This window comes from Streptomyces sp. SID1328 (assembly GCF_009865595.1).
GTDB classification, from domain to species: domain Bacteria; phylum Actinomycetota; class Actinomycetes; order Streptomycetales; family Streptomycetaceae; genus Streptomyces; species Streptomyces griseoluteus.
Window position 1 is genome coordinate 1 of record NZ_WWKH01000460.1, and the last position, 22,315, is coordinate 22,315.

The window sequence follows — 22,315 nt, forward strand, 5'->3', positions numbered from 1 at the left end:
ACGCCGAGGGCCGCCGCTGCCTGGACGCGCTCCACCTGCTAGGCCGGGGCGGGGACGGCGCGGCCGCCGAGGACTTCGGCTTCCTCGGACTGCTGCTCGCAGGAGACCGGGACATCGGCGGCTTCGTGGAGCGGACCATCGGCCCCCTCGTGGCGTACGACGCACGGCGCGGCACCGACTTGCTGCGCACCCTGGACGCCTACTTCGCCGCCGCGATGAGCCCGGCCCGCACCAAGGACGTGCTCCATGTCCATGTGAACACCGTCGCCCAGCGGCTGGAACGGGTGGGCCGGCTGCTGGGCGAGGACTGGCAGACGCCGTCCCGCCTACTGGAGATCCAACTCGCGCTGCGGCTCCACGGGTTGGCGGGGACGGGACGGCGCTGACCGGCACCCGCGGGGGATGCCGGCCGGCGTCGGTCAGGGGGCCGGGGTCTTCGCCACCGTGTCCACCGGGGCCGACGGGGTGACGTCGGCCGTGACGTCGGCGAGGTCCCGGTTGCGGGTCTCGCGGGCCACGCCCACCGCGACCAGGGTGAGCAGGACGGCGCCGATGACATACAGGGCGATCGGCGTCGCGCTGTCGTACTCCGCGAACAGCGCGGTGGCGATCAGCGGGGCGGGCGCACCGGCCGCCACGGAGGAGAACTGGGCGCCGATGGAGGCGCCGGAGTAGCGGACACGAGTGGCGAACATCTCCGCGAAGAAGGCGGCCTGGGGCGCGTACATGGCGCCGTTGAGGATCAGGCCGACGGCGACGGCCAGCACCAGCCGGCCGAAGGTGCCGGCGTCCACCAGTGCGAAGAAGGGGAAGATCCACAGACCCATGCCGGCCGCCCCGAACAGGTACACCGGCCGTCGTCCCACCCGGTCCGACAGGGCGCCCCAGGCCGGGATCACGGCGAAGTGGACGGCGGAGCCGATGAGTACGGCGTTGAGCGCGGTCTGCCTGGAGACGTCGGCGGCGGTGGTGGCGTAGACGAGGATGAAGGCGGTGATGACGTAGTAGCTGATGTTCTCCGCCATGCGGGCGCCCATGGCGATGAGCACCTCGCGCCAGTGGTGGCGCAGCACGGACACCAGCGGCAGCTTCTCCGCCGCCTCGCCCTGCCGTGCCTCGGCCCGGGCCAGCGCCTGCTGGAAGATGGGCGACTCGTCGACGGAGAGGCGTATCCACAGCCCCACGCCCACCAGTACGCCGGAGAGCAGGAAGGGGATGCGCCAGCCCCAGGCGGTGAACGCGTCGTCCGAGAGGGTGGCGGTGAGCACGGACAGCACACCCGTGGCGAGCAACTGCCCGGCCGGCGCGCCGGTCTGCGGCCACGAGGCCCAGAAGCCGCGCCTGCGCGCGTCCCCGTGCTTGGACACCAGCAGGACGGCGCCGCCCCACTCACCGCCCAGCGCGAAGCCCTGCACCAGCCGCAGCACGGTCAGCAGCACCGGCGCGGCGGTGCCGATGGTGGCGTGGGTCGGCAACAGGCCGATGGCAAAGGTCGCACCGCCCATCAGCAGCAGGCTCAGCACCAGCAGCTTCTTGCGCCCCATCCGGTCCCCGAAGTGCCCGAAAACCAATGCCCCGAGCGGCCGCGCGGCGAACCCGGCCGCGTACGTCACGAACGCCAGCAGCGTCCCCACCAGCGGGTCGGAATCCGGAAAGAACAGCTTGTTGAACACCAGGGCCGCCGCCGACCCGTACAGAAAGAAGTCGTACCACTCGATGGTGGTCCCGATCAGGCTGGCGGCGACGATGCGGGGGAGCTTCGCCGGGGGCGGGGGAGCAGTGTGGTCGGCTGCCATGTGCGCCACTTCCTTGTGTGCGGTGGGGACGGGGGGTGTCGGCACACCGTAGGAAGGGGCAGGTCAGGGGCACATGTGGTGGGGCCCCATAGTTCGGAGGGCGGCTATGCGTGCGGCCACCATGTCAGGCTGGGGAAAGGCGGTTTGCGGGCTTGGGAGTGGTCGAGGCCGGCGTTGTCCGGGAAGCGTAGGTGGGGACGATGTGGCGGTGCGGTGCTGACTTCCGTGCTGAAGCAGCTCACCAACGAGTTGCCCCGTGTCTTCGCCACGTGGCGCGGAGACTCCGATGGGTGTCTTCGGGTGACAGGTGGGGATCTCATCGAGCACTCCTGTCAGGAGGAGCTTGGATGCCATCTTGTCTCCTTGCTTTCGGAAGGCGACGCTGCCGGGGGTGCTGGAGTGCTGACAGTAGTCCTGGACCTGGAGGCAGCCTGACTGGGCGTCCCACTAGGTGACGGTTCCCCTTCTCCATCGCGGTGGACTCGACGGCCCCGGGGCGGGCGGCCTGCGCGGTGTCCCGAACCTGTGCGCCGCGTCTTGACGCTCACATCCTTGGCCGCCGACGCGTACGTTCCACCTGGGCTAGCGGCGTACAACGTCACAGTGCGCGTGCTCGATGGGCTGCTCGGACCAAACCGTCTTTCGGTTCTGGCCATGGCGGCAGCCCCATCGTCCGGCGAGTTGGGCGACGAGGAACAGGCCCCGGCCTCCCTCGTCTGTGGTGCGGGCGCGGCGCAGGCGAGGCTGGGTGCTGCTGGAGTCGGTGACCTCGCAGACGAGAACGTCGTGGCAGATCAGCCGCAGCTCCGCCGGCGCACGGCCGTAGCGAATCGCATTGGTGACCAGTTCGCTGACAATGAGGGCGGTATCGAAAAGGAGGTCTTCCAGGTCCCACCTGGCCAGTTGGCGGGCTGTCCATTCGCGGGCAAGGGACACGGCGGCAGGATCGTCAGGGATTTCCCACTGAGCGGTGTTCTCCGCCGGCACAGCGCGTGTGCGTGCCAACAGCAGGGTCGCGTCGTCACGCGGCTCCGTGTCGACTAGGTCGGCGAGCAGCGCCCGGGCAGCTTCGTCGAGAGCGCGGTCAGGGCGGCACATAGCGGCCAGCATGTCCGTCAGGCGCCGGAGTCCGTCGTCGCTGCCTTTCTCACCCTGTTCGACCAGGCCATCGGTGTACAGCGCCAAGACGCTGGCCGGTTCCAGCTCGATGATGGTGGTTTCGTATGGTATGCCGCTGAGTGCGAGTGGTGGCCCCGGCGAGATTCCGACGAGCTCGGTGGTTCCGTCAGGCCGGACCAGCACGGGTGGCGGGTGCCCGGCACTGGCCATGGCGCAGCGGCGGGTGATGGGGTCGTAGACCGCGTACAGGCACGTGGCGCCAACGATGTCGTTGTCGCCGGGCGGGGCCTCGGAAGCAAGCCGCTGGACCAGATCTGCGATTCGGGCGAGCAGCTCATCCGGTTCGAGTTCCAGGTCCGCAAGTGTCTGAATGGCGGCGCGCAGGCGGCCCATGGTGGCGCTGGCTGTTATGCCGTGGCCGACCACATCCCCGGCGACAAGGGCCAGTCGCAGGGAGGGCAGAGCGATGGCGTCGTACCAGTCGCCGCTGATTTCCGCCCCGCCGGCTGCGGGCCGGTAGACGCCGGCGGTCTGGGCTGCAGGGGTTTCGGTCGTGGCTGGAGGAAGAAGTCGCTGCTGCAGTGCCGCTGCCGCCCGGTGCTCGCGCGTGTAACGGCGGGCGTTGTCGATGGCGAGAGCGCCCCTCGAAGCGATCTGTGTCATGAGCTCCACTTCGTCCTCGTCGAACGAGGCGGACCGGCCGCAGCGCCACACTGCAATGGCGCCGAGCGTGAGGCCGCGTGCGTGCAACGGTGCCACCATCACGGAATGGAAGCCCGGGGGGACATGGAAGTCGGTCAGCTGCGGATCACCGAGCACATCCCTGTATTCCTCCGCGCTGATGACGAAGGTTCTGCCGTGCTGGAAGCTGCGCAGGAACGGATTGTCCGGGAACGGCGGGATGAGATTGCCGTGCTGGGTGCGGGCGGCCCATACCGCGGAGGCCGGCGCCAGGGCCGCATGGTGCAGACGAAGATCCCCGCCGCCCAGGCGCTTCGGGGGTTCCTCGCCGTCGAACACGGACTGCGCAAGGTCGACGGTGGCGAGGTCCCCCAAAGCGGGCACGAGAACGTCCGCGAGATCCTGGGCGGTACGCGCGGTGTCCAAAGAGCATCCGACACGTTCGGCCACCTCACGTGTGAGATCGAGATGTCGGCGGGCACGAACATGGTCGGTTTCGTCAAGGTACAGGGCCGCCACCCCCGTTGGGCGTCCCTGGGCGTTCTCCAAACGGAAGGCAGACAGTGACAGTGCCCGTCGCCTCCCCGGATCGAGCCGCCAGCTCACTTGCTGGTTGATACGGGCCGCCGGGACGCCCGTCTCCAGCACCTGGCGCAGAACGGTCTGGATGCTCTCGGCGTCCTCCGTGGAGATCACATCGCACAGCCGCGTGCCAGGCCGTATCGCACAGCCGTAGACCGTGCCCGGCGTCCCGCTGGTCTGCATGATGGTCAGGTCCGTGTCGTGAAGAGCGATGGTGATCCGGTCCTGTGTGGAAAGTGCGCGCAGGAGCGCTGTTTCATAAAGGTGATCCGCGACATCGTGAGCGGGCGCGGCTACGACGAGGAAGTCGGCAGGGTCCTCCAGCTTCGCGGTCTGGAAGGTGACCTCGACGGTGTCCCCGTCCTTGCGCCAAAGCCGCACCCGGCCTGAGTCCGGCATCCGTGTCACCCTCTGTAGTTCCTCAGGGACTTCGGCCACCAGTTCAAGCACGGGACGACCGCACACCTCCTCGGAGCCGAACCCCGTGAGGTCCTGCGCTGTCGCGGACCAGCGCATCACAGTGCCCCGGGCGTCAAGTACGGCGGCAGCGAGGCGGTCGAACGTATAAGCCCTGCCGGGGCGGTCGGAGTCGGAGGTGTACTTCATATTGTCGGCGGTCCTTGCCGTGCAGGGATTCTCAGCGATACCCATTTTTCGTCTTTCTTCAGGAGCGTTGGCGATGCGCGGAATCGTCTTTCCGTGCCGGCAGCGACTCAGGAACTCGCGCCTTGTTCCTCGGTGCAGCGCATCACGCTGCGACAGCACTGGCGGGCAGGTCCTGTTCGGCCCAGACGACCTTGCCGTCCGCCGCGGAACGGGATCCCCACCTGCGGGACAGCTGAGCAACGAGGTACAGGCCGCGGCCGCTCTCGTCCAGGTTGCGGGGATGGCGCGGGCGGGGGTGGCCGGTGTGGCTGTCGGAGACTTCACAGGTCAGGAGGTGGTGACGTATGAGCCGTATGCGGCTCGGACCATCGCCGTGACGGACTGCGTTGGTGACCAACTCACTGACGATCAGCTCCATCTTGGTGACCAGATGCTCCAGTCCCCACTCCTTCAGTTGACGGGAGACCAGGTGCCGTGCGGTGGGAACGGCGGCCGGCTCGTTCGGCAGTTCCCAAGAGGCGACCTGCGCCGGTTCGAGTGCGCGGGTGCGGGCAAGGAGCAGGGTCACGTCGTCGGGTGGCGACTGGGGCGGCAGCGTATTGATCACCTGGGAGCACAACTCCTCCAGGGGCGAACCTGGTTGGGCCAAAGTGGCGCCGAGGCGGTTCATACCGACGTCGAGGTCGTGGTCGCGGGATTCGATCAGACCATCCGAGTAGAAGGCGAGCAGGCTGCCCTCGAGCAGCTCCAGCTCCACGGACTCGAACGGCACCAGGCCGAGACCCAGGCCGAGTGGGGCTCCGGCGGGCAGGTCGGGCATGGTGACCCGGCCCGTCGGGTCGATGATCAGCGGCGGCGGGTGGCCTGCCCGCGCCATGATGCACTGGCGGGTGGCTGGGTCGTAGACCGCATACAGACAGGTGGCACCCACCTCTGCCGGGACCGGGTCGGAGATGTCACCGTCTTCGTCGTTCAGCCGCCGGACCGTGTCGTCGAGGCGCGCCAGCAGTTCGTCGGGAGGCAGGTCCAGGTCTGCGAGTGTGCGCACGGCGGTGCGCAGCCGGCCCATGGTGGCCGCGGCGTTGATGCCGTGTCCGACCACATCGCCGACGACGAGGGCGACCCGTGCACCGGACAGCTCGATCACATCGAACCAGTCACCCCCCACTCCGTGGGCCATGTCGGCCGGCACGTAGCGGGAGGCGACCTCGACGGCGGCACCGCCTTGGACGTGGTGGGGGAGGAGGTCGCGCTGCAACGTGAGGGCGGCGGTGCGTTCGCGTGCGTACTGGAGGGCGTTGTCCAGGCAGAGCGCGGCCCGGTTGACAAGTTCCTCAGCAAGGAGGAGGTCTTCCTCCTGGAAGGGCTTCTCCACCTTGGAGCGACCGAACAGTGCCAGCCCCAGTACGGACCGGCGGGCGCGGATGGGCACCACCATCAGGGAGTGGACGCCGCTCTCGCGCATCTTCTGCGTCCGCACCGGGTCGTGCTGGACCCAAGGACCGGAATCGGTGTCCAGCACCGATTCCAGATAAGACGTGCCCGTACGCAGGGCGGTAGCGAACAACGAGGTTGGGAAGGGACGGATTACCTCTTCGCGCGCCCAAGGCAATCTCAGGACGTCTCGGGCGATCGAGGCCAGACCGGCGCGGCGCAGCAGCGGTGGGCGGCCGGGCGTCGTGCCGGCCCGGGGTGAAGGCTCGACGCCGTGCGAGACCGACTCCACCAGATCGACAAGAGCGTGGTCTGCCAGCAGGGGGACAGCGAACTCGGCCAGTTCCTGCCCGGTCTGCATGACGTCGAGGGTGCTGCCGATGCGGGTGCTGGCTTCGCTGAGGATGGCAAGGCGTTCGCGGGCCTGCCTGTTGCCGGTCACGTCCACGGTCATGGAGCACACGCCCAGTGGCGTGCCGTCCGCGTCCTGGAGGCAGAAGAAGGAGGACGAGAACGCTCGTTCGCGGCGCCTGACCGTCGGTGGCCAAGCACGGTATTCGTGAATCATCGTGGTGTCGCACTCCAGTACCTGGCGCATCACCACTTCGAGCGCTTCGGCCTCGAAGGCGGGGAGGAACTCCGTCAAGCGGTGCCCGAACCGTCGATCACGAGGAATGCCGTCGTGGTGCTCCATGTCGTCGTTCACCCAGGTGCAACGTAGCTGCAGGTCATGGACGGCGATGCCGATCGGCGTCCGCGCAAGGAGCGACTCGCGCACCGCTTCGCTCATCGGCCCGGTCGGCAGCGCGCCGGACTCGGTTACCGATACCAGCCACCGCGTACGGCCGCCCTGCCCCCACAGGGGCGAGATCCGCAGAGTCATGTCGAGTGTGCGGCCGTCACGGTGGCGTACCGGAACGGAGCCGCACCAGCCCCCGTGCGCACGAGTTTCCCCGGCAAACGACGCGATCCCGAGGGCATGCTCGGGCGACAGCATCACGTGTGCGCCGGAGCGGCCCACCACCTCGGCAGCCGAGTACCCGACAAGGTGTTGAGCGGCTTGTGTCCACCCCACCACTGTTCCCTGGGCATCAAGCATCGCCATGGCCGCGTCAGGCGTCTCACGCGGGCTTGCGAAATCGAGGAGTGGCATGTGGAGGGTCTTCGGCATCGCGGTTCCATCTCATCTGATCATCAAGGGCCTCGTTGCTGCGCCCACTTCTGATGAAAGCATCAGTCTCGCGAAAAAGTCTAGTAAATCGGTCATATATGATTAAATCGTCAGGCACTCGTGGGGGCCTGGATCCCGGGACGGATGGCGGCGCTTCGTGGGGGCGCTTCGTGGTGCTATGATGAAGTCATCAGAACTGCTGCTGTCATCGCTTGGATGTGCCGATGTCGGCATCCGCTCGATCGCGGAGGTGGGCCTGGGCTCCTTTTGCAGCCACTTCGCACCCGGACGGGATCTGTCCGACGCGGCAGTGGCCGATGCGCTGGAGGAGTACGCCGATGCCCTCGAAGGGCGTCCGTGCAGGCTCGATGATCCCCACCGGAGCGTATAGCCGTTGGCGCCCGGCCCAGCGCATGTGTAGCCGAGTCGCGTCCGGAGATCATGCGGATCCTCCGCCGCGGCGGGCTCGGCCGAATCCCCGCCGCCCGAGGGCCGCCCCCGGTCGGCCGTCAGTCCAGAGCGCGGTCCAGGTCGAATGCAGCGCTGGTCAGAGCGAGGTGGGTGAACGCCTGGGGAAAACTGCCCAGTTGCCCGCTCGTATGACTGATCTCCTCGGCGTACGGGCCAGCATGGTTGGCGTACGCGAGCATCTTCTCGAAGGCGAGTCGCGCTTCGTCAAGGCGGCCGGCGCGGCTGAGCGCCTCGACGTACCCACCTTGTCTCAGCGGCATCGGGTGGGCCCGGCAGAGGTGGCGCCGTAACCGGCGCGAGCGCCTCGAAGCCGCCGCCTCTCCGTCACGTCCCCTCGCGGAACCGTGCGACGTGGCTTTCCACGCCGACGATCGCCGCATCCAGCGCACAGTTGAACATGCTGTCGACCATGTCCTTCGTCGGTTCGGGAGGGCCTTCCCTCTCCGGGTCTGCCGACGCCGAAGAGAGGGTGCTCCACCGTTGCAGTGCTCCGGTCGCTTCGCCGTACAGCAGCCCCGTGAAAACGGCGCACAGTGTGGCGGCAACGCGTGGAATCTCCGGTTCTGGCAGTTTCGCAGCGGTCAGCAGGTCGATGAGTCCCTGCCAGAAGGGATCCTCCGGCTGGATGTAGTCGGGTCGCGCGAACGAATAGGCCATCAGTTTTGGATGCCGGTGCGACAGTTCCCGGAAGTCCACGGCCAGTTCGCGCAGCCGGTCCTGCCAGGGGATGTCTTCCCGCTCCCCGGCGCGGAACTGTGACCCGACTCGTTGGGCCACGCCGCGCAGCACGGCGTCCTTGTTCGGTACATGGTGGTACAGCGACATCGGGTTGGCATCGAGTGCGGCCGCGAGTTTGCGCATGGTGAGCGCCTCAACCCCGTCGGCGTCGATGAGCTGCAGCGCCATGGCGTAGATGCCGTCCTCGGTGAGCGGTACGTCCCTCTTCCTCGTCCCCCGGGGGGCTCTCCGTTGAGGTTCCATACGGCGTATGGTACCACTGAGGCAGTTCCGTACGACGTATGGAAATCCGGAGGACGCTGCACAGCCGGCCTCCTCACATCGTTGACGCCCTTTCCCGGCCCCCTCACGCCTGCCCGCCCCCCCCTCGAAGGAACAAGTCATGACCACCCCGTCTGTGAACGACCTGCGTCCCATCCGGTCCCCGCGCGGAGTTCCGATCCTCGGCAACACGCCACAGATTCCCGACACCAACCCGGCCGCGTACATCGCGGGGCTGTCGCGCCAGTTCCCCGAGGGCATCTTCAGCCTGGACATCGCCGGCCAGGACAACGTGTTCGTCTACGACCCGGACCTGATCACCGAGGTGTGCGACGAGACTCGGTTCGGCAAACCGATCGTCGCGCCGCTGAGCCACGTCCGCGACTACACCGGGGCGGGCCTGTTCACGGCCGCCGACGACGAAGAGGTCTGGGGCATGGCGCACCGGATCCTCATGCCGGCCTTCAGCCAGCGAGCCATGAAGGGCTACTTCGGGCAGATGCTGGAGATCGCCCAGAACCTGGTGGGCAAGTGGGAGCACCGGCAGGGGCAGCCGGTCAACATCACGGACGACTACACCCGACTCACCCTGGACACCATCGCCCTGTCGGGGTTCGGCTACCGGTTCGACTCCTTCGCCAAGGATCGTCTGCACCCGTTCCTCAATGCGCTGCTGGAAGCATTGATCGAGTCGATGCGGCGCACACAGGAGCTGCCGATGATGACGAAGATGCGCAAGGCGGACGACAAGAAGTACCGCGAGAACATCCAGCTGATGCGGGACCTGGTCGAGAGCGTGATCAAGGAGCGCCGCCAGGGGAAGAGCGCGGGCGAGGACGATCTGCTGGGGCTGATGCTCGACGCGGTCGACCCGGAGACCGGCAGGCCGCTGGACGTCGAGAACGTCCGTGACCAGGTGGTGACGTTCCTGATCGCCGGTCACGAGACCACCAGTGGGCTGCTGTCGTTCGCCACGTACTCACTGATGCGCAACCCGCACGTGCTGGCGCAGGCCTACGCCGAGGTCGACCGGATGCTGCCTGGTGACACCGTGCCGGACTACGACACGATCATGAAGCTGGATGTCATCCCTCGCGTTCTGGAGGAGACCCTGCGTCTGTGGGCTCCGATCCCGCAGATCATGAAGGCGCCGCACGAGGACACCGTCATCGGCGACGGCTACCAGTTGAAGAAGGGCACGAAGACGGTCCTGCTGATGGGCCCGCTGCACACCCACCCCAAGGCGTGGGACCGTCCGCTCGAGTTCGACATCGACCGGTGGCTGCCCGAGAACCGGGAGCAGCACCACCCACACGCGTACAAGCCGTTCGGCAACGGCCGCCGTGCTTGCATCGGCCGGCAGTTCGCACTCACCGAGGCGCGCCTGGCGCTGGCGCTGGTGCTGCAGAAGTTCAAGTTCTCCGACACCGGCGACTACAAGATGGACGTCAAGGAGGCGCTGACCCGCAAGCCCGGCGGCTTCGAACTCATCGTCCGTCCCCGGCAGGAGCACGAGCGGGTCACGTTCGGGGCCGTGGACGTGCGGACCGAGGACACGCAGGCACCGACCGCGGTCAGCGGAGTCGGTGTCAGTCTCACGGTCGCCTACGGTTCCAGCCTCGGCAGCAGCGAGGACCTGGCCCGTACGATCGCCGACCGCACTGAGCGCTCCGGCTTCGGCACCACCCTGGTGAGCCTGGACGAGCTGGGCGACAACCTGCCCACCGAGGGCCTGCTCGTCGTCGTCGCCGCCAGCTACAACGGCAAAGCCCCCGACAACGCCCAGCGTTTCGACGACCTGCTCGCCGCCGGGCTGCCCGAGGGTTCGCTGAAGGACGTCCGGTTCGCGCTGCTCGGCACCGGCAACACCCAGTGGGTGGCCACCTACCAGGCCTTCCCCAAGCGCATCGAGGAAGGCCTGCTGGCCGCCGGCGCCACTCCCGTCATCGAGCGCGGCGTCGTCGACGCGGCAGGTGATTTCGACGGCATGGCCACCCGCTGGATGGACACCCTGTGGACCACCCTGGCCGAGGAGTACGCCGCCGACACCTCCCAGGAGAGCGGCCCGCGTTACCAGGTCCAGCTGCTGACCCAGGCGGAAGTGCGCCCGGCGATCATCTCCGATCAGGCGTACCCGCTGACCGTGGTCGCCAACGAGGAACTCGTGGCCGACGCGACCGGCCTGTGGGACTTCAGCATCGAGCCGCCGCGTCCTTCCGCGAAGTCGATCACCGTCGAGCTGCCCGACGGTGTCACCTACGACACCGGCAACCACCTGGCCGTCTTCGCCAAGAACGACCCCGCCCTGGTCTACCGGGCGCTGGCGCGGCTCGACGTCGAGTACGACCAGGTGCTCCGGCTCGACCAGCCCAGCGGCGGCCGCACGCACCTGCCGGTCGGCGTCCCCGTCACCGCCGGCCTGCTGCTCACCGAGTTCCTGGAACTGCAGGACGTGGCCACCCGCGCCCAGGTGAAGGCTCTGGCCGAACACACCCCGTGCCCCTGGACCCGGCCCCAGCTGGAGGCGTACACGGCCGACACCGAGGAGGCCGAGGAGCGGTACCAGAGCGAGATCCTCGGCAAGCGGATCTCGGTGCTGGGCCTGCTGGAGCGCTTCCCGGCGGTCGAGCTGCCGCTGGCGGTGTTCCTGGAGATGATGGGGCCGATCCGTCCGCGCTTCTACTCCATCTCCTCCGCACCGTCGGCCAGCCCGCGCCACGTGCGCCTGACCGTCGGCCTGCTCGAAGGACCCGCCCTGTCCGGCAACGGCCAGTACCGGGGCCTGTGCTCGTCGTACATCGCGGGCCTGAAGCCCGGTGACGTCTTCTACGGCTACGTCCGCGTGCCCTCCCCGACGTTCGCCCCGCCGGCCGACCCCACCACGCCGCTGATCCTCATCGGTCCCGGCACCGGCATCGCGCCGCTGCGCGGCTTCCTGGAGGAGCGGGCCTGGCAGCACGAGAACGGCACGCAGGTGGGCCTGTCCCAGGTCTTCGTCGGCTGCCGCCACCCGGAGCACGACCACTTCTACCGTCAGGAGATGCAGGCCTGGGAGCAGGCCGGCATCGCCCAGGTGCACACCGCCTACTCCGCGGTGACCGGCCACCCGGCCCGCTTCGTCCAGGACGCCATCGCGAACGCGGCGGACACGGTGTGGCAGGCGATCGAGGACGGCGCGTACATCTACGTCTGCGGTGACGGCCGCCGCATGGCGCCCGCCGTCCGCGAGGCCCTCGCGGCCATCCACCGCGAGCACACCGGCAGCGACGACGAGACCGCCCAGCAGTGGCTGGCCCAGCTCGAGGCGGACGAGCGCTACCAGCAGGACGTCTTCGCCTGATCCCGCACTCCGGGAGGCGTGCGGCCCCTCCTGACACCCCGCACGCCTCCCGGTACTCATCCACCCCACTGCCCAAGACCGAGGAACACCATGGACACCATGCTCGCCGGACGCTTCCACGTGGACACGAAGAAGTTCGTCATGGAGGAGGTACCCGTCCCCGAGCCCGGCCCCGGCGAAGTGCTTGTCGAGGTCAAGGCCGCAGGCGTCTGCCTCTCCGACGTCCACCTGCTCGACGGCTCCCTCGCACCGCTGTTCCTGACCTCCGACACGGTCACCGTCGGCCACGAGGTCTCCGGCGTCGTCCACACCCTCGGCCCCGACTTGAGGCGCGGCCTGACGGTCGGGACCCGCGTCACTCTCGAGGCCGGCAAGGCCTGCGGCCTGTGCGAGGGCTGTGTGCGCCGCCGTCCTTGCACCGAGGTCCGTACCGCCGGCATCGACTACGACGGCGGCTGGGCCCAGTACATGGTGACCCCGGAGGAAACCGTCGTCCCCATCCCCGACAACCTTCCGTTCGACCAGGCCGCGATCATCCCCGACGCGGTCTCCACCCCCTATGCCGCCGTCGTCTCCACCGCGGGCGTACGGCCCGCCCAGTCCGTCGGTGTGTGGGGCGTGGGCGGAGTCGGCGCGCACAACGTACGCGTCGCCCGCCTGGTCGGCGCCGCGCCGATCATCGCCGTCGACCCGCTGCCCGGCGCCCGCGAGCGCGCCCTCGCCTTCGGAGCCGACGTGGCGCTCGACCCGGCCGCCCCCGACTTCGCCGAACAGCTCCGTGCGGCCACCGCCGGGAAGGGCCTGGACTTCGCCTTCGACTGCGCCGGCGTACCCGCCGTCCGCGAGCAGGCCGCCTCCGTGCTCGGCCCGGGCGGCCGGCTGATCCTGGTCGGCATCACCCCCAGGCCACTGACCATCACCGAGGGCCTGACCTTCAACTACCTGCAGAAGCAGGTCCGCGGTCACTACGGTGCCACCCCCGAGGGCGTCGTCGAACTGGTGCAGCTGGCCTCCAGCGGCCGCCTCGACCTGGCCCCCTCCATCACGGACCACATCCCGCTCGCGGAAGCCGCCGACGCGGTCAACCGTCTGGAGAACAAGACCGGCGACCCGATCCGTCTCGTCCTGGTCCCCTGACACCTCGGAACAAGTTCCTCAAGACCACCTCTGGGCAGGGGTGAGTGGGCGCCGGTGCCTGAGGGTGCACCGGCGCCCACGGTCGTTCACCCCTCGTTGAGGACGACCCCGCCGGGTTCAGAACCACCCGCGGCGAACGGCCTGCGCACCCGCCTGGAACCGGCTCGTCGCCCCGAGGCGGGCGGTGAGGTCGGTGATCCGCCGACGCCACGTGCGTTCGCTCAGGCCCAGTTGGCGCGCCATTGTCTCGTCCTCCAGTCCGGTGTGGAGCAGGTGGGGCAGAGTGCGGTCGGCCTCGTTGAGGTCAGGACGGGTTTCGGTCTGCCGGGCCTCGATCCCAGGGCGGCTGTGGTGCGCAGGCCGCCGGTGCCCGCGGCCTCGAACGGCCCCGACGGCGACACCGCGCACACCGGTATCCACTCGCTCGACGGCAGCTCCCTGCGGGACGTCACCGCCGGCTCCGACGGCCGCTGCGGCACCGCGTGCACGGCCGGACCCGGCTACGACACGGTGACTGGCCCGGGCTCACCGACAGCGGGTGTCGACGCGGCCCTGGCGGCCATGAAGTAGGAACCATCCAGAGGGAGCGCTGCTTCGCCCCGCCGCTGCGCAGCGGGCGAAGTGATGTCAGACGCCCTCGTTCGTCGGCCTCTCAGCATGGATGCCGAGCCCGGAACGGGCCGAACAGTCGCGGCGTTCCTGGTGCGACGGCCCCGTTGAACCGTCAGTCCAGGTCGGGCAGCGGACGCCGGGTGACCTCGTGTGCGTCGTCCGCGGGGATGCCGAGCATACGCAAGGCCATCTCGGCCATGTCGGAGGCGGCTTCGTCGCCGTCGAGGTCGGGGCGGGCCAGCCGGAGCGCCACGAGGGACATGAGGGCGCCGCCCACGGCGGACAGCGCGGTGGTCGCGCTGGCACAGTCGAAGCGACCCGAGGCGATGCCGATCTCCAGGTCGCGCAGCGCTCGCGGGGCCAGGCCGCGGTCCGAGTGTATGTAGGCCAGACCGCGGTCGCGCAGGATGCGCGTGAGTTCGGGGTGGGAGTCGGCCATCCTGGCGGTGAGCCTGAATCCGGCGGCGACCAGCTCGGCCGGATCGTCGACCCCTTCCACGTGCTCGTCGATGAGCTGTCCGAACTCCTCCATCGCGTCCGTCACCGCGGCGTCGAACAGCTCCGTCTTGGACTCGAAGTGGTTGTAGAAGGAGCCGAAGCCCACGTCCGCGCGCTCGGCGATGGCCTGGATGCTGGCGCTGGTGTCCCCGGTCTCCGCCAGGATCTGTCGCGCCGCCCGGACCAGAGCGTGACGGGTTTCGGCGCGGCGACGCTCAAAGCGGTTCTTGGGCAGGGCTGACGTCGGCATACGGCGAGTGTAACCACCGTAGCGAGGAGTGTGCCATTACTGATGAGATCCTCAATAATTTAGCGCCGTCCTATTGACGATTGACCTCAGCAAAGTTGATGATTTCCTCATTACAGCAGTGTTTCTTGGAGGACACCATGTCCCACACCGCCGTTGACAAAGCAGGTCCGCCGACCCCCCACAATGACCTCCACAGCGAGGCGGGGGCCCTTCGCGGCGAACATCCCGGCCGCTCCCGGAACCCCGTGATGAAGGCGACGGACCTGGCCTGGCTGGAGTTCGAGAAGCCGGACCTGGACCGGGCCGAGGTCTTCGCGCGCGACTTCGGGTTCGCGATCGCCGCCCGCACCGAGGAGGCACTGTGGCTGCGCGGCACCTTTGCCGGACCGCCCTGCATGGTCATCCGCCGTGGGCAGGCGTCCCGCTTCACCGGGCCGGCGTTCCGCGCCGCCGAGCGTAGCGACCTCGGCCGGCTGGCCGTCGCCACCGGAAGCACCGTCCGCAGCATCGACGTACCCGGAGGCGGGCTGTCCGTCAGCATGCTCGATCCCTCCGGCCTTCCGGTCCGGGTCGTGCACTGCGCGGAACCGCTGCCCGCGCTGCCCGAACAGCCGCCGCTGCTGCTCAACACCGGCAGCGAACACCGCCGCACCAACGTCACCCAGCGTCCGCCCCGGGAACCGTCCCGTATCCAGCGCCTGGGCCATGTGGTGCTGGAGACGCGCACGTTCACCCGCACCCTGGACTGGTACCTGGACACCCTCGGGATGATCGTGTCCGACTTCCTGTTCCTCGACGGGCAGCGCCAGCGGGGGCCGACCATGGCGTTCATCCGCTGCGACCAGGGCAGCCTGGCGGTCGACCACCACACATTGGCCCTGCACCTGGGGCCCGGCACCGGGTACGTCCACTCCGCCTACCAGGTCACCGACCTCGACTCGATCGCCGCCGGCGGCGAGTACCTCGCCGAGCGCGGCTACCGGCGCAGCTGGGGCATCGGCCGGCACATCCAGGGCAGCCAGCTCTTCGACTACTGGCGCGACCCCGACCGCTTCATGCTCGAGCACTTCGCCGACGGCGACCTGTTCTCCAGCGACCTCGAACCCGGGTGGGCGCCGATGTCGGCGAGCGGCCTGGCCCAGTGGGGCCCGCCGGTCACCCGCGACTTCCTGGGCGCCGGCCCGTCCCCCGCCAAGCTGCGCGAGGTCATGGCGGCCCTGCGCGGCGACAACGAACTCGACCCCGCACGCCTGCTGGGCCTGATGAAAGCGATGAGCTCATGAGCACCAACGTCCTGCGCACCGCTGGGGGCACCTCCCGCTCGAGCGGAGCCGAGAGTGGGGGAGGCTGGTGGATCGTCCGCGACGAGCACGCCGTCCGCATCCGGACCAAGGCCGTCACCACCGCCGAACTGCTCGCCGACCGGGCCGCGGTCCGCGAAGCCGCCACCTCCACCGACACCGGCACGCCCGTCGTCGACCTGGTCGCGCTGCCTCCGGTCACCACCCCCTGCCGAGTGGTCGCCCAAATGGTCAACTACCGCAGCCACGCCAAGGATTCCGGTTTCACCGGCGACATCCCGCCCACCTTCTTCCGCAAGGCGTCCGGCTCGGTCAGCGGCCCCCATGACACGATCGTCCGACCGGCGCACGTGAAGTTCCTCGACTACGAGGTGGAACTCGGTCTCGTCATGGGCGCGCCCCTGCCGGTGGGCACCGTCGTCGAGGAGCAGGACCTGTCGCACTACGTGGCCGGCCTCGTTCTCACCAACGATGTCAGCGCCCGCGACGTCCAGCTGACCAAGACCCAGTTCTACGAGAGCAAGTCCTACCCCACCTTCACGCCGACGGGCCCCTACCTCACCCTGCTGGAGCCCGAGGACTTCGCCCACCTGCTGAACCTGCGCCTGCGGTTGAACGTCAACGGCACACCGCGCCAGGACCGCACGCTCGCCGACATGATCGTACGGCCCGCCCAGGCACTCACCCTGCTCGCCCGTTTCCAGACCCTCGACCCGGGCGACCTGCTGCTGACCGGCACCCCCGGCGGTACCGCCCTGAAGGCCCCGCCCGCGGCGGTGGCGAAGATCAGTGCGCTGCTGCCGCCCGCGGTCAGGTGGAAGGCGTTCTTCAAGGGCCAGGCCAAGAACCCGCGTTACCTGCGTGCCGGTGACCTCGTCACCGCCACGATCGCCACCCCGGACGGGCGGCTCGACCTCGGTGAGCAGCGAACCGCTGTGGCGGATGCGACGTGAGCGCACAAGTCCGGAGACCGGTGGTGATCATCGGCGCGGGACCGGTCGGTGTCACGGCCGCGCTCTTGCTCGCCCGATACGGAGTGCGAAGTCTGCTCCTCGAACGCCACCGGGACATATACCCGTTGCCGCGCGCCGTCGTCGCGGACGACGAGATCCTCCGGATCCTGCAGAGCGTGGGAATTCACGAGGAATTCGCCGCCGTCTCGCGCCCGGCGCCGGGCCTGCGGCTGCTGGATCCCCGGCGTCGCCTGATCACCGAGTTCCCGCGGTCCCTGCACGGCCACCACGGCTTCGCGCAAACCAACATGTTCGACCAGCCCGAACTGGAACGCCTGCTGCGCGGCGCCTTGGCCCGCCGCCCCGAGTGCGAGCTGTGGAGTGGCGTGGACGCCGTGTCCGTCACACGGCCCTCCGACGGCACGGCTCCGGTGCGGGTGACGTTCCGCCGCGACGGCAGCGGCAAGGAGGAACACCTCTGGGCCGACGCCGTGCTGGGCTGCGACGGCGCGGGCAGCCTCACCCGGGAGGCCATCGGCGCCGTCTGGGAGGACCTGCACTTCGAGGAGAGCTGGCGGGTCATCGACGTGCGCACCACCCTGCGGGTGCGCAGCTGGGACGGTGCCGAGCAGATCTGCTGCGCCACCAGCCCCGCCACCTACATGCGGGTCGGCGAGGACCGCTACCGCTGGGAGTTCCGCCTGGACGACGAGGAGCGCCTGGACGGCCCGCAGGGGCGGGAGCGCCTGCGGGAACTGGTCGCCCCGTGGATGGATCTGCCGTCCGACACGCCGGAGGGTGACGACTTCGAGGTGATCCGGCAGGCGCAGTACACCTTCCGTGCACGCCTCGCCGACCACTGGCGCCAAGGGCGCGTCTTCCTGCTGGGCGACGCCGCCCACCTCACCCCACCCTTCGTCGGGCAGGGCCTGTGCGCGGGCCTGCGCGATGCCTACAACCTCACCTGGAAACTCGCCCGAGTCCTCCGACAGGGCGCACACGACGACCTGCTGGACACCTACGAGCAGGAACGCAAGCCGCACGCACGCCACCTGATCCGGGTCGCGGTCGCCGTCGGCTGGGCCATGACCGGCGGCCAGGACCGCGGTGCGGCGTTCCGCCGGGCCGTCGTGGGCGCGGCCTGCCGCATCCCCGGCGTGACCGCGGCAGTGAGCCGTGACCTCAGCCCCGCCCTGAGCGCCGGCCCACTCGTACGGCGCCGTCCCCGGCTGTCCGGCCGCACCCTGGCCGGAACCTTCTGCCCGCAGCCCTGGGTACGTCGCGACGGCCGGCCGGTCCGTCTCGACGACATCCTCGGAGACTCCTTCGCCGTCCTGACCGCCGTGCCGCCCACAGCGCGTATGACGGCCGTGACCACGGCACTGGGCGCACCCCTGATCCACCTCCACGACCTGGGCGACGGCGGCACTCTGGCCGCCTGGCTGGCAGCCGGCCGGACCGACGCCGTGCTGCTGCGCCCCGACCGTGTCGTGATGGACACCGTCCCCGCCGGCACCGGCGACTTCACGGGCACCGACGCCTGGGCACCCCTGGTGCACACGGGCCGCCGTACGCCTGGGGCCCGGGCCGTTCCCCCGCCGAGGAGCACCACACCATGACCACCCCGCACCCCACGCCGTGCTCCGCCCCCTTCTTCACGCCCGACCCGAAGACGGCCGTCCGCAGCCGCATCGCGGACTTCGCCCGGTGGGCCTCACGTCACCAGGGCGCCGAAGGTGTCGAGCCCGTCGATTACGGGGCTCTGTACCGCTGGTCCGTCGCCGACCTGGAAGGGTTCTGGGAGGCGGTGTGGCAGTACTTCGACATCGACGCGACGACCCCGTACGAGCGGGTACTGGCCGAGGAGACCATGCCCGGCGCCCGCTGGTTCCCCGGCGCCACCCTCAACTACGCCCACCACGCCCTGCGCAACCTGCACCCGGACGCGCCCGCGATCACCGCGCTCGACGAGACCGGAGCCGGCTACGAGATCACGGGCCGGCAGCTGCGCGCCCAGGTCGCCTCGGTCGCCGCCACGCTGCGCGACCTGGGCGTCGGAAAGGGCGACCGGGTGGTGGGCTACCTGCCCAACACCCCCCACGCCGTCGTCGCGTTCCTCGCTACGGCCAGCCTGGGCGCGCTGTGGTCGGTGTGCGGCCAGGACTACGCCCCCGAGGCCGCCGCCGACCGCTTCGCCCAGCTCGGACCCACCGTGCTCATCTCCGCGAACGGCTACCTCTTCAACGGGACCACGCACGATCGCCGTACCGCCTCGCACGAGCTGGCCGCCGCCCTGCCGACGCTGAGGGGCACGGTGCTCGTGGACCACGTGGGCCTCACATGGCCCGCGGAAGGACACGCGGGACTGGTGGTTCCGTGGGAGGAGGCAGCCACCCGTACCGAATACCTCGCCATCACCCCGGTGCCGTTCGACCACCCGCTGTGGGTCGTGTTCTCGTCCGGCACCACCGGTCTGCCCAAAGGCATCGTCCATGGGCACGGTGGCGTCCTGCTCGAACATCTGAAGACCCTCGGTCTCCACAGCGACCTGGGCGTCGGGGACCGGCTGCTGTGGTACACCACCACTCACTGGATGATGTGGAACCTGGTCGTTTCCACCCTGCTGACCGGCGCCACCACCTGCACCTACGACGGCAGCCCCGCTCCGCAGGCACGCCCGGACATCCTGTGGGAGCTGGCGGCCCGCCACAAGGTCACCGTCTTCGGCACCAGCCCCCAATACCTGCTGGCCATGGCCAAGCTGGGCATCCGACCCGGCGCGCACGACCTGTCCGCCATCCGGGTCATCGGTTGCACCGGCTCCGCCCTGCCCGCATCCACCTACCCGTGGGTCCGCGACCACGTGGGCTCGGACATCCAACTGGCCTCCACCAGCGGCGGCACGGACGTCGTCTCCGGCTTCGCCGGAAGCGCGGCCACGACACCCGTCTGGGCGGGGGAGCTGTCCGCCCCCAACCTGGGCGTGGCACTGGCAGCCTATGACACCGAGGGCACCCCGGTACGCGACCAGGTCGGCGAACTCGTCGTCACCCGGCCCATGCCGTCGATGCCGCTGTACTTCTGGAACGACCCCGACGGCAGCCGCTACCGCGACGCCTACTTCGGTGCCTACCCGGGCGTGTGGCGGCACGGCGACTGGATCACCCACACCTCCCACGGCTCGGTCATCGTCCACGGCCGCTCCGACGCCACGCTTAACCGCAACGGCGTGCGGCTGGGCAGCGCCGACATCCACGACATCGTCGAACGCCTGCCCGAGATCAGCGAGGCCCTCGTCATCGGCGCGGAGGAACCCGACGGCGGCTACTGGATGCCGCTCTTCGTGGTCCTCGCCCCCGGCACCGTCCTGGACGATGCCCTGCGGGACCGGATCCGTCACGCGATCCGCACCGGCGCCTCACCCCGCCACGTCCCCGACGAGATCCTCGCCGTACCGGGCCTGCCCCACACGAGAACCGGCAAGAAGCTCGAGGTTCCCGTCAAACGGCTCCTCCAGGGCGCCGCCGCCGAGCAGGTGCTCAACCCCGGAGCCGTCGACAACCCCGCACTGATCGCCTACTTCGCCCGGTTGGGCGCGGAGCGCAGTAAGCGGCCGACAGACCACACATGACGGTCGTGGCGAAGACCCCGCCCCGGCACCACACCGTCCTTACACCTGAAGCAAGAGAGAAACCGTGAGCATCACCGACCGCGAACCGCAGCCCCTCGATGTCCTCGACGACGCAGGGCGAAAGATCCTCTTCACCGAAGCCCGTACGGCGAACACCTTCGGCGAAACAGCCGTCACCGACGACGAACTCGCCGCGATCTGGGAGCTCGCCCGCTGGTCGCCGAGCGCGGCCAACGGTCAGCCTCTGCGGGTGCTCTTCGTACGCACCGCTGGGGGCAAGGAGCGACTGGTACGGCACCTCGACGAGGGCAACAGGGCCAAGACCCTCAGTGCGCCGGCCGTGGCGATCCTCGCCTACGACGTCGACTTCCACGAGCACATGCCGACCGTCTTCCCGGCCCGTGGCGAGATGCTGCGGGCGGCGTTCGCCGGCCAGGCCGAGAAGCGAGAGACCATTGCGGGCTACAACGCGGCCCTGCAGACGGGGGTCTTCCTGCTCGCGGTGCGCGCGGCGGGCCTGGCGGCCGGTCCCATGGCGGGCTTCGACCGGGCCGGCGTGGACGAGGAGTTCTTCGCGGGTACCGGCTGGCGTTCGCATCTGGTGGTCAACATCGGTCACCCCGGCGCCGACCCCTGGTTCCCGAGGCTGCCCCGCGTCCCCGTCGAAGACGCTATCGCCTGGGCGTGACGGTACGGACGCGGCCGCGGCGGTGACAGGCCCTGAACGTCACCGGGGCCCGCGTCCGTGCACCGGGCTCTTGGTCGCGTCCTGGTCGCGCTTCCGAGCCAGGAAGGCGGTCAGCGCAGCGATCAGTCGGCCTGCTGCTCGACGGGCCGCAGCCTGGTGGTCCACTTCTCCTCGATCCGGCCAAAATTCCACACTGCACAGGCCAAGGGGCGCCCGGTGGGGGAGGGGGCTGTCCAGCCCGCTCCCGTCCACCGGGCGCCTCTAGCGCGTTCAAGCTACGGGCGCGGCAGTGTCACCGGTTGCGGTTCGAGTCGCCGTCGTTCCGGTAGGAGCCGTGGTCGTACGACGTGCGGTCGTCCTGGTTCCGGTCGTGGTCGTGCCGGTTCCGGTCGTAGTGGCCGCGGTAGTCCCTGTCGTGCTTCCAGCCGCGGTAGTCGTCGTCCCAGCGGCAGTCGTGACCGTGGCGGTCGTAGCGGTCCCAATGGGTGTAGCGGTCCCCGTCGTTGTGCTGTCGCCCGCGGTAGTCGTCCCGGCAGTACTTGTACTCGTGGTGGTGCCGGTAGGAGACATCGTGGTTCCAGCGGTGGTTGTCGGTCTTGCTACTCACGGCGGAGCGCTGGACATGCTCCGATACAGGAGCGGCCGAGGCGGTGCCACCGGCACCGAGAACGGCTCCACCCGCGACCGCGGCGGAGGCGGCAGCGAGAGCAAAGCGCTTCGTGAGCTTCCTCATGTTTTTCCCTTCAAGTGGGCGCAGTTCGCTCGCAGCGATTGCTGTGCGAGCGATGGAAGCGCCATCGGTAGTCGAGGCCAGCGGCGTGATTCGTCCCCTGCGGGGGCCGCGTCGGTGACCAAAGTCCTCACGCAGGCCGCAGATAAGGCGGAGCTGCGCAATCTTCCACAGATCGTCTGGAAGCAGGGCAATTCGTACCATACGGCGTACGGAAAAGTCGAACGCTGGGGGTCCGTAGTCGTGAACTGCGGTTCGGGGCTGGGCAGTTCGGTGAATGTGACCCAGGTCACAGTGAGACAAGTTGACTCATAGA

Annotated in this window: 15 protein-coding genes and 1 pseudogene; 9 read left to right on the forward strand and 7 right to left on the reverse strand. The window is 69.3% G+C overall.

Annotated features, from left to right (window positions below; translation table 11 throughout):
• A partial coding sequence (locus tag GT030_RS13895) for a PucR family transcriptional regulator (protein WP_161201364.1) occupies window positions 1-386 on the forward strand: 386 nt, incomplete at its 5' end.
• Window positions 387-419: 33 nt separating this feature from the next.
• Here the strand turns inward: GT030_RS13895 and GT030_RS13900 are convergent.
• The 5 genes and pseudogenes from GT030_RS13900 to GT030_RS13920 form a co-directional block, all read right to left on the reverse strand.
• Complete coding sequence (locus tag GT030_RS13900; RefSeq protein WP_161201365.1) at window positions 420-1,796, reverse strand: MFS transporter; 1,377 nt, start codon at window positions 1,794-1,796, stop codon at window positions 420-422.
• 582 nt (window positions 1,797-2,378) lie between these two features.
• Window positions 2,379-4,784: a SpoIIE family protein phosphatase gene (locus tag GT030_RS13905; RefSeq protein WP_161201366.1), complete on the reverse strand. Its 2,406-nt coding sequence runs from the start codon at window positions 4,782-4,784 to the stop codon at window positions 2,379-2,381.
• 142 nt (window positions 4,785-4,926) lie between these two features.
• The gene (locus tag GT030_RS13910) at window positions 4,927-7,389 is read right to left on the reverse strand and encodes a SpoIIE family protein phosphatase (protein ID WP_161201367.1); all 2,463 of its coding nucleotides are present in this window, start codon (window positions 7,387-7,389) and stop codon (window positions 4,927-4,929) included.
• Between the two features lie 509 nt (window positions 7,390-7,898).
• Window positions 7,899-8,099 (reverse strand): annotated as a pseudogene (locus tag GT030_RS13915) (glycoside hydrolase family 15 protein); the annotation flags it as partial.
• 85 nt (window positions 8,100-8,184) lie between these two features.
• The gene (locus GT030_RS13920) at window positions 8,185-8,766 is read right to left on the reverse strand and encodes a TetR family transcriptional regulator (RefSeq protein ID WP_237522394.1); all 582 of its coding nucleotides are present in this window, start codon (window positions 8,764-8,766) and stop codon (window positions 8,185-8,187) included.
• 214 nt (window positions 8,767-8,980) lie between these two features.
• Here GT030_RS13920 and GT030_RS13925 point away from each other — a divergent pair, with 214 nt between their 5' ends.
• From GT030_RS13925 to GT030_RS35655, 3 genes are all read left to right on the forward strand, one after another.
• Window positions 8,981-12,199: a cytochrome P450 gene (locus tag GT030_RS13925; protein ID WP_161201369.1), complete on the forward strand. Its 3,219-nt coding sequence runs from the start codon at window positions 8,981-8,983 to the stop codon at window positions 12,197-12,199.
• A gap of 90 nt (window positions 12,200-12,289) precedes the next feature.
• A complete protein-coding gene (locus GT030_RS13930; RefSeq protein ID WP_161201370.1) occupies window positions 12,290-13,336 on the forward strand; it encodes a zinc-binding dehydrogenase in 1,047 nt (348 codons plus the stop codon).
• Between the two features lie 366 nt (window positions 13,337-13,702).
• Window positions 13,703-13,906: a hypothetical protein gene (locus GT030_RS35655; protein ID WP_202460069.1), complete on the forward strand. Its 204-nt coding sequence runs from the start codon at window positions 13,703-13,705 to the stop codon at window positions 13,904-13,906.
• Between the two features lie 154 nt (window positions 13,907-14,060).
• Here GT030_RS35655 and GT030_RS13935 read toward each other — a convergent pair whose 3' ends face one another.
• Window positions 14,061-14,696: a TetR/AcrR family transcriptional regulator gene (locus tag GT030_RS13935; protein WP_161201371.1), complete on the reverse strand. Its 636-nt coding sequence runs from the start codon at window positions 14,694-14,696 to the stop codon at window positions 14,061-14,063.
• 137 nt (window positions 14,697-14,833) lie between these two features.
• Here GT030_RS13935 and GT030_RS13940 point away from each other — a divergent pair, with 137 nt between their 5' ends.
• From GT030_RS13940 to GT030_RS13960, 5 genes are all read left to right on the forward strand, one after another.
• Window positions 14,834-15,979: a VOC family protein gene (locus tag GT030_RS13940; protein ID WP_161201372.1), complete on the forward strand. Its 1,146-nt coding sequence runs from the start codon at window positions 14,834-14,836 to the stop codon at window positions 15,977-15,979.
• Complete coding sequence (locus tag GT030_RS13945; RefSeq protein ID WP_161201373.1) at window positions 15,976-16,950, forward strand: fumarylacetoacetate hydrolase family protein; 975 nt, start codon at window positions 15,976-15,978, stop codon at window positions 16,948-16,950. The genes GT030_RS13940 and GT030_RS13945 overlap by 4 nt, the downstream gene beginning before the upstream one ends.
• Window positions 16,947-18,569, forward strand: a complete 1,623-nt coding sequence (locus GT030_RS13950; RefSeq protein ID WP_161201374.1) for a bifunctional 3-(3-hydroxy-phenyl)propionate/3-hydroxycinnamic acid hydroxylase — start codon at window positions 16,947-16,949, stop codon at window positions 18,567-18,569. Before GT030_RS13945 ends, GT030_RS13950 begins: the two co-directional genes overlap by 4 nt.
• Window positions 18,566-20,581 carry an acetoacetate--CoA ligase gene (locus GT030_RS13955; RefSeq protein ID WP_161201375.1) on the forward strand — a complete coding sequence of 672 codons (2,016 nt, stop codon included), beginning with the start codon at window positions 18,566-18,568 and terminating at the stop codon, window positions 20,579-20,581. Before GT030_RS13950 ends, GT030_RS13955 begins: the two co-directional genes overlap by 4 nt.
• Window positions 20,582-20,651: 70 nt before the next feature.
• Window positions 20,652-21,269, forward strand: a complete 618-nt coding sequence (locus tag GT030_RS13960) for a malonic semialdehyde reductase (protein ID WP_161201377.1) — start codon at window positions 20,652-20,654, stop codon at window positions 21,267-21,269.
• A 292-nt stretch (window positions 21,270-21,561) separates the two neighbouring features.
• Here GT030_RS13960 and GT030_RS13965 read toward each other — a convergent pair whose 3' ends face one another.
• The gene (locus GT030_RS13965; protein WP_161201376.1) at window positions 21,562-21,876 is read right to left on the reverse strand and encodes a hypothetical protein; all 315 of its coding nucleotides are present in this window, start codon (window positions 21,874-21,876) and stop codon (window positions 21,562-21,564) included.
• Between the last annotated feature and the right edge of the window lie 439 nt (window positions 21,877-22,315).

Bases quoted from the DNA above. Each gene is read 5' to 3' on its own strand.
- GT030_RS13900 (WP_161201365.1), bottom strand. From the start codon at position 1,796: ATGGCAGCCGACCACACTGCTCCCCCGCCCCCGGCGAAGCTCCCCCGC.
- GT030_RS13905 (WP_161201366.1), bottom strand. From the start codon at position 4,784: ATGAAGTACACCTCCGACTCCGACCGCCCCGGCAGGGCTTATACGTTC.
- GT030_RS13910 (WP_161201367.1), bottom strand. From the start codon at position 7,389: ATGCCGAAGACCCTCCACATGCCACTCCTCGATTTCGCAAGCCCGCGT.
- GT030_RS13920 (WP_237522394.1), bottom strand. From the start codon at position 8,766: ATGGCGCTGCAGCTCATCGACGCCGACGGGGTTGAGGCGCTCACCATG.
- GT030_RS13925 (WP_161201369.1), top strand. From the start codon at position 8,981: ATGACCACCCCGTCTGTGAACGACCTGCGTCCCATCCGGTCCCCGCGC.
- GT030_RS13930 (WP_161201370.1), top strand. From the start codon at position 12,290: ATGGACACCATGCTCGCCGGACGCTTCCACGTGGACACGAAGAAGTTC.
- GT030_RS13935 (WP_161201371.1), bottom strand. From the start codon at position 14,696: ATGCCGACGTCAGCCCTGCCCAAGAACCGCTTTGAGCGTCGCCGCGCC.
- GT030_RS13940 (WP_161201372.1), top strand. From the start codon at position 14,834: ATGTCCCACACCGCCGTTGACAAAGCAGGTCCGCCGACCCCCCACAAT.
- GT030_RS13945 (WP_161201373.1), top strand. From the start codon at position 15,976: ATGAGCACCAACGTCCTGCGCACCGCTGGGGGCACCTCCCGCTCGAGC.
- GT030_RS13955 (WP_161201375.1), top strand. From the start codon at position 18,566: ATGACCACCCCGCACCCCACGCCGTGCTCCGCCCCCTTCTTCACGCCC.